This is a genomic window from Synechococcus sp. OH2, from assembly GCF_047462155.1.
In the GTDB taxonomy this organism is placed as follows: domain Bacteria; phylum Cyanobacteriota; class Cyanobacteriia; order Thermostichales; family Thermostichaceae; genus Thermostichus.
Genome location: NZ_JANSIR010000099.1, coordinates 1,441 through 8,227 on the forward strand (window position 1 = coordinate 1,441; position 6,787 = coordinate 8,227).

Consider the following 6,787-nt stretch of genomic DNA (forward strand, 5'->3'; position numbering starts at 1 on the left):
ATCGGCAGTGGGGATCGGGACGCTGCTGGCCGAGGGGATCGGTGACACCATTCGGGTTTCCCTAACCGAAGCGCCGGAAAAAGAGATCCCGGTGGCCTACGGCATCTTGCAGGCCCTCAACCTGCGCAAGACCATGGTGGAATATGTGGCCTGCCCCTCCTGTGGCCGCACCCTGTTTAACTTGGAGGAAGTACTGCAGAAAGTGCGGGCTGCAACCCAGCACTTGGTGGGCCTCGACATTGCCGTCATGGGCTGCATTGTCAACGGGCCGGGGGAGATGGCTGACGCCGACTACGGCTATGTGGGGAAAACCCCCGGCTACATCTCCCTCTACCGCGGCAAGGAGGAGGTAAAGAAGGTGCCGGAGTCGGAGGGCGTCCAGGCGCTGATTGAGCTCATCAAAGCCGATGGGCGGTGGGTGGATCCTCCAGAAGGAAGCCCAAGTAAGTGACACACTCCTGACCCTCGTGCTAACGCATGGGGAATAGACCTCTCACTTCAACGGGGTCTTGTAGTCTCTCCACGAGCAGACACGGGATGTCCTACCGCGCGGTTGTACCAGATTCCGGCAACGCCGCTTTGTATAACCACGACTGTTGTAACACATCCTTGCGGGGGTGGCTGTATCCCGACGCTAACCTTGCAGGTACAGTGCGGAGCTTATCCACCCCTGTACCCCCACTAGCTAAAACAAAAGAGAGGGCAGCAGCCCACCAGCAAGTCTCTTTGCCTGCTAGTCTAAAAAGACGGGTTGAACAGCTCCGAGTATGACCAGCACTCTCCCTACTCGCTCGTTTAATACCAGCCGCTCCAAGCAGATCTTTGCACGGGCGCAGCAGCTTATGCCGGGGGGCGTTAGCTCTCCGGTGCGCGCCTTTAAGTCGGTGGGCGGGGATCCCGTCGTGTTTGACCGCGTCTCAGGAGCCTACGCCTGGGATGTGGACGGCAACCAGTACATCGACTACATCGGCAGTTGGGGGCCGGCGATTGTCGGCCACGCCCATCCCGAGGTGATCGAGGCTCTGCACCGAGCTTTGGAGAAAGGCACCAGCTTTGGCGCCCCTTGCGTTTTGGAAAACGAGCTGGCCGAGCGGGTGATCGAGGCGGTGCCCAGCGTGGAGATGGTGCGCTTTGTTAACTCCGGCACCGAAGCTTGTATGGCGGCGCTGCGCCTGATGCGGGCCTACACGGGGCGGGAAAAGGTGATCAAGTTCGAGGGCTGCTACCACGGCCATGCGGACATGTTTTTGGTCAAGGCCGGCTCAGGGGTGGCCACGCTGGGCCTGCCGGATTCGCCGGGGGTACCTAAGGCCGCTACCAGTGCCACGCTGACCGCCCCCTACAACGATCTAGAGGCAGTCAAGGCTCTGTTTGAGCAGCATCCCGACTCCATTGCGGGCGTGATCCTAGAGCCGGTGGTGGGCAATGCCGGCTTCATTCCGCCGCAGCCGGGCTTTTTGGAGGGTTTGCGGGAGCTGACGCAGAAGTATGGCGCCCTGCTGGTGTTTGACGAGGTGATGACCGGCTTTCGCATCAGCTACGGCGGTGTGCAGGCCAAGTTTGGTGTCATCCCCGATTTAACCACCCTGGGCAAGGTGATCGGCGGCGGCCTGCCGGTGGGGGCCTACGGCGGTCGGCGGGAGATTATGGAAATGGTGGCGCCGGCGGGGCCAATGTACCAGGCGGGCACCCTCTCCGGCAACCCCCTGGCCATGACGGCCGGGATCCACACCCTCGATATTTTGCGTCGCCCCGGTACCTATGAGTATCTGGAGCGGATTACCGAGAAGCTGGCGACGGGGCTGCTGCAGATTGCGCAAGAGACCGGGCACGAGATGTGTGGGGGCCATTTGCCCGGCATGTTCGGCTTCTTCTTCACGGCTGGCCCAGTGCGCAACTACGAGGAGGCCAAGCGCTCGGACTTGCAAAAGTTTGCCCGCTTCCACCGCGGCATGCTGGAGCGGGGGGTGTATCTGGCGCCCTCGCAATTCGAGGCCGGCTTCACTTCCTTGGCCCACACCGAAGCCGATGTGGAGAGAACCCTCGAGGCGGCGCGAGAGGTGCTGCGCACGCTCTAGGGTTTCTTCTCCCCTCTCCCCTTGGGAGAGGGGTTGGGGGTGAGGGTGATCTGCACTGGGATCATGGCCGAGCACATCCACCGCAACTGGCGCATCACCACCCAAACCACCGACAAGGGGTTCATTTTTTGCTGTCAGCGGCTACGTCAGGATGGCTCGGTGGAGTTTGCCGCCCCAGCCTACGGCTACTTCCACAATGAGGCCGAGGCAATTTTGGCCGGCATGGTCTGGATCGACCGGCAGCAACTGCCGGATCACCTGGATGGCCTGCTCTTCGACAACGAGGAGCCAGAAAGTTAGCTCAGGGCTTTTTCCCCCACCAACTGTTCCCAGCCCAAGCCTTTGAGGGCGGCGTTGCGCCGCAGTGGGCGGGTGACCAGCTCCAGCAGCGCCTGGGTGTTGCCGAAGCCGTGGATCTGGGCAAAGGTAAACTCCACCGACCACTTGGTGGTGACGCCACGGGCTTCGAGGGGGTTGGCGTGGGCCATGCCCGTGATTACCAGATCCGGCTGCAGGGCTTTGATGCGCTGCAGTTGGTTGTAGTTATCCGGCTTCTCGACAATGGTGGGCTTGGGCACCCCCCTCTCCTCGCAGGTGCGCTCCAGGAGGGCCAGCTCGGCGGCCTGGTAGCGCTTGTCGAGGTAAGGGATCCCGATTTCCTGCACCGTCATACCGCAGCGCACCAGGAAGCGGGCCAGGGAGATCTCCAGCAGGTTATCCCCCATGAAGAAGACGCTCTTGCCCCGCAGCAGGCCCAGGTACTCCTGAACCTGGGGGTGACGCCACACTTCCCCTTCCCGCTCTGCCAGGCCTTGAGTCGGGATCCCCAGCTCGCCGGCGATGGCCTCGATCCAGGCGCGGGTGCCATCCGGCCCGATGGGAAAAGGAGCGGTGATGAGCTTGGCCTTTTTGCGGCGCACCAGCGTGGTGGCGGTGCGGCTGAGGAAAGGATTTACCCCCACCACATAGGTGCCCGGCTCGATGGCCGGCAGCTCCTCGTAGCGCTTGGCCGGCAGCCAGCCGGAGACGCGGATCCCGTACTTTTTCAGCTCCAGGGTGAGTTGGGTTACCACCGGATCCGGCACGGAGCCGAAGATCACCAAGGGGGGATGTTTGGGGAAGCCTTCTTCCTCTTTCTTTTTGCCGGGGCGCAGCCCGTAGAAAAGAGCCTGCAGGCCACCCCGCGTCTCCCGCTCTTCTTCCTGCACCTGCTCCGGGCAGCGCTGGGCCATAGAGGCCAAAACCGTGTCTTCCCCCTGGGTAAAGGCGTAGTCGAGGCCATTGGCCCGCGCCACCACAATCGGGATCCCGATCTCCCCTTCCAGCTTCTGGGCTAGGCCCTCTAGATCCATCTTGATGATCTCGGTGGTGCAGGTGCCGATCCAGACGATGACGCTGGGATTGCGATCCCGCTGGATTTGCAGGCACAGCCGCTTCAGCTCCTCGTAGTCGTTGAGCTTGGCGCTGATGTCCCCCTCTTCCAGCTCGGCCATGGCATAGCGCGGCTCGGCAAAGATCATCACCCCCATGGCATTTTGCAAAAAGTAGCCACAGGTTTTGGTGCCGATCACCAAAAAGAAGCTGTCTTCGATTTTGGGGTAGAGCCAAGCCACGCAACTAATCGGGCAGAAGGTGTGGTAGTTGCCGGTCTCGCATTGAAAGTGGAGGGTATTGGAAGCATCCACAGCAGCAGTCATCGTCGGCTCCTAGAAAAGGGTTTGTCAAGCTAGGGGGCGACCAATTGGGGCACGCCCACCAATTTCTCGCTCAGATCCCAGAGCAGCTTGGCCTTGGCCGCATCCCCCGCCTCGTCCGAGACTTCTTGGTTAAAGGGCTTGGCATTTTTCCGTTGCCGGTTGCCCCAGCTCCAGTAGAATCCCGACTGGCGAAACTCCGGATCCGCCACCACCTGGGCCACCCGCTCGCCGGCCAGCTCTTGGGAGACGTAGCCGCCGGTGATGTTTTTCTGAAACCAGGGGAACAGCTTTTGGAAGAGGGGATAGTGATGGCGGAAGAGGGCCGTTTCCGCCACACAGCCCGGGTAGAGGGAGAGAAACGTGATGCCGGTGCTCTCGTGGAAGCGGCGGTGCAGCTCCCGCATGGTGAGGATGTTGCAAACTTTGCTGTCTTTGTAGGCTTTGACGGGATCGAACTTGCCGCCATCGGCCATGCTGATCGGTTCCTTGAAGCCCTGGGCAAAGCCCCGCAGATCCCCCAGGTGGGGTTGGGGTGGGATCTTGCCCCCCAGCTCCTTGGGGTTGTGGGTAACCGTGCCCAGGATCACCAGCCGCCGATCCGGATAGGTGGAGCGCTTCAGATCCTCCAGCATCAGGTGGCAGAGCAGGAAGTGCCCCAGATGGTTGGTGGCCATGGTCAGCTCATAGCCCTCCGGGCTGCGCAAGGGCTGCTTAAGCAAGGGCATGTAGATGGCGGCGTTGCACACCAGGGCATCCAGAGAGCGGCCCGACTGGCGAAATTGTTCGACAAATTGCCGCACACTGGCCAAGCTGGCCAGATCGATCGGCATCAGGGTGTAGCTGCCCTGCGGGATCCCCACCTGCTGAGCCATCCGCTGGCCTTTGTCCAGATCCCGACAGGCCATCACCACGTGCCAGCCCCGCTTGGCCAAAGCCAAAGCCGCGTACAGGCCAACGCCCGAAGAGGCTCCAGTAATCACCACGGTGGGTTGCACTTGTGCTTGCATATCCAACTCCTCTGCCATGTCCTCAAGATGGATCTCCTGCACAATCCATCTTGGGGCGGAAAGCGGGACAGACAACAAATTGATAAGGTTTGCGACGGTTTTCCGAAACAATTGCTTCACTTTTAGACACACCGGCAAGCTGGCAGGTTTGGGATCCCTTACACCAGCGCCGGCTCCCGTGCCGGGGCGTTGTAAAAGTCCGACAGCAGGGCAAACAGCTCCCGATCCTCAGCAGGCCGGGGCACGATCCCTTCCGGGCGGGCCAGCAGCTCGTCGGCGATGTTCAGGTAGTACTGGCAGACGGGCTCCAGGCTGGGATCCGTCTCTGCCATCTCGAAGAGGGTTTTGCCCTTGACCCGCGAAATGCGAATGTCCTCGACCAGTGGCAGCACCTCGAGCACGGGCATGGGCACTGCCGAGACGTATTGGTCGATGAGATCCCGCTTGCTGGTGCGGTTGCCGACTAGGCCGGCCAGGCGCAGCTTGCGGGTTTTGGCTTTTTCTCGCACCGAGGCGGCAATGCGATTGGCGGCAAACAGGGCGTCAAAGCCGTTGTCAGTAACGATCACACAGTAGTCGGCGTAGTTGAGGGGGGCAGCAAAGCCGCCGCACACCACGTCCCCCAGCACGTCGAAGAGGATGACGTCGTACTCGTCAAAGGCGTTCAGCTCCTTCAGGAGTTTGACGGTTTCTCCCACCACATAGCCGCCACAGCCGGCCCCTGCCGGCGGCCCTCCCGCCTCGACGCAATCTACGCCGCCGTAGCCGCGGTAGATCACATCCTCGGGGTAGATGTCTTCGTAGTGGTAGCCCTTGGCTTCCAGGGTATCGATGATGGTGGGGATGAGAAAACCAGTCAGGGTGAAGGTGCTGTCGTGCTTGGGGTCACAGCCAATTTGCAACACCTTCTTGCCCCGCCGGGCCAAGGCCACCGAGAGGTTGCAACTGGTGGTGGACTTGCCGATCCCACCCTTCCCGTAAACTGCCAACTTCACAGCACGTTCCTCCACAAGCCTGACAAGGGCCATTATCGGCAGCTAACCCACTCCCTGAGAAGTGTTGAGAAGAATTAAGGCAAGCCTAAAACAAGTTAAAGCAATTTCTTAAATCGCCAGACGGACAAATCCTCGTCCAAGAGATTCTTCGAGCCGATTTTCGTCTTTTTTCCAGCTTTTGTTTTTTGTTTTTTCGTAAAAGCAGATCAAAAACAAATCATTCATCTCTCCCTGGCTTTGACAAGCGCTGCTCCCGTCAACTCGCTGGAGACTGCCGGCGGGATCCCTTTTCCCGCTTTGAGGGAGAGTCTCAAGAATGGTCTCAATGGCCAGAGGAGACGCGGAATCCCCAACTTCAAAAGGGATCTCAGGGATCGAAGGCAAAGGCAATCTGCACGGCCCCTGTAGAATCCACCTCAACCCTGCGCAGGAATTCCCGCAGGTAGGCGCGGCGCTCGCTCTCGCTGAGGTCTTGCCAGAAGGGCAGGATGGAGAGAGTTTGGGCGATCTGGAGGAAGTTGGCGGGAGGGAGCTGTTCCAGCTTTTGGGCCAAACGGGCCGTTTCCGCCCGCAGTTGGTAGCAGCGCTGGGCCAGGGAGGGCTCATCCATCAGTCCAGATTGCTGCAGCGCCTCCAGTTGCCGCAGCCGCTCGCTGTTGGCCTGGATCTGGGCTTGGAGCTGTTGGCGGGTTTGGTCCAGGGCCTGCCGATCCAGGTTTTGGGCACGGTGGGGGAGCTGCTCGCAGACCTGGCGGATCACCTCCTGCAGGACTTGGGCGTAGTGGAGGCTGTAGCGACAGGTTTGGCAACGCAGGTAGAGGTAGGAGGAGCCGTTCCTCTTGGCCTTGCCGGGGGTGGTTTGCACAATGCGCAGAAGGCTGCCACAGGTACGGCAATGGACGAGGCCAGCCAGAGCGCGGGGGGCGCTGGCGCTGCGGCGTGGGATCCTTTGGTTGCGTTTGAGCCAGCGATCGATCTGGGCGGCCTCGGTGCGGCTGAGGAGGGCGGGG

At 61.0% G+C, this 6,787-nt stretch carries 7 protein-coding genes and 1 pseudogene; 3 read left to right on the forward strand and 5 right to left on the reverse strand.

Going from position 1 to position 6,787, the window contains the following annotated elements:
• From NW835_RS09835 to NW835_RS09845, 3 genes are all read left to right on the forward strand, one after another.
• Nucleotides 1-451: flavodoxin-dependent (E)-4-hydroxy-3-methylbut-2-enyl-diphosphate synthase (locus NW835_RS09835; RefSeq protein WP_414415185.1), on the forward strand; the 451-nt coding region annotated here is incomplete at its 5' end.
• A 316-nt stretch (nucleotides 452-767) separates the two neighbouring features.
• Nucleotides 768-2,078 carry a glutamate-1-semialdehyde 2,1-aminomutase gene (gene hemL, locus NW835_RS09840; protein WP_414364862.1) on the forward strand — a complete coding sequence of 437 codons (1,311 nt, stop codon included), beginning with the start codon at nucleotides 768-770 and terminating at the stop codon, nucleotides 2,076-2,078.
• Nucleotides 2,079-2,141: 63 nt separating this feature from the next.
• A complete protein-coding gene (locus NW835_RS09845; protein WP_414333678.1) occupies nucleotides 2,142-2,378 on the forward strand; it encodes a hypothetical protein in 237 nt (78 codons plus the stop codon).
• Here NW835_RS09845 and NW835_RS09850 read toward each other — a convergent pair.
• The 5 genes and pseudogenes from NW835_RS09850 to NW835_RS09870 all read right to left on the reverse strand — a co-directional run.
• The gene (locus tag NW835_RS09850; RefSeq protein ID WP_414415186.1) at nucleotides 2,375-3,775 is read right to left on the reverse strand and encodes a ferredoxin:protochlorophyllide reductase (ATP-dependent) subunit N; all 1,401 of its coding nucleotides are present in this window, start codon (nucleotides 3,773-3,775) and stop codon (nucleotides 2,375-2,377) included. The genes NW835_RS09845 and NW835_RS09850 overlap by 4 nt on opposite strands.
• A 29-nt stretch (nucleotides 3,776-3,804) precedes the next feature.
• Complete coding sequence (locus NW835_RS09855) at nucleotides 3,805-4,782, reverse strand: protochlorophyllide reductase (protein WP_414364891.1); 978 nt, start codon at nucleotides 4,780-4,782, stop codon at nucleotides 3,805-3,807.
• Nucleotides 4,783-4,940: 158 nt separating this feature from the next.
• Nucleotides 4,941-5,777 carry a ferredoxin:protochlorophyllide reductase (ATP-dependent) iron-sulfur ATP-binding protein gene (bchL, locus tag NW835_RS09860; RefSeq protein WP_414415187.1) on the reverse strand — a complete coding sequence of 279 codons (837 nt, stop codon included), beginning with the start codon at nucleotides 5,775-5,777 and terminating at the stop codon, nucleotides 4,941-4,943.
• A 108-nt stretch (nucleotides 5,778-5,885) separates the two neighbouring features.
• Entirely contained in the window at nucleotides 5,886-6,161 is a 276-nt protein-coding gene (locus NW835_RS09865) for a hypothetical protein (protein WP_414371579.1), read from the reverse strand.
• Nucleotides 6,145-6,787 (reverse strand): annotated as a pseudogene (locus tag NW835_RS09870) (resolvase); the annotation flags it as partial. The gene NW835_RS09865 and the pseudogene NW835_RS09870, both read right to left, overlap by 17 nt.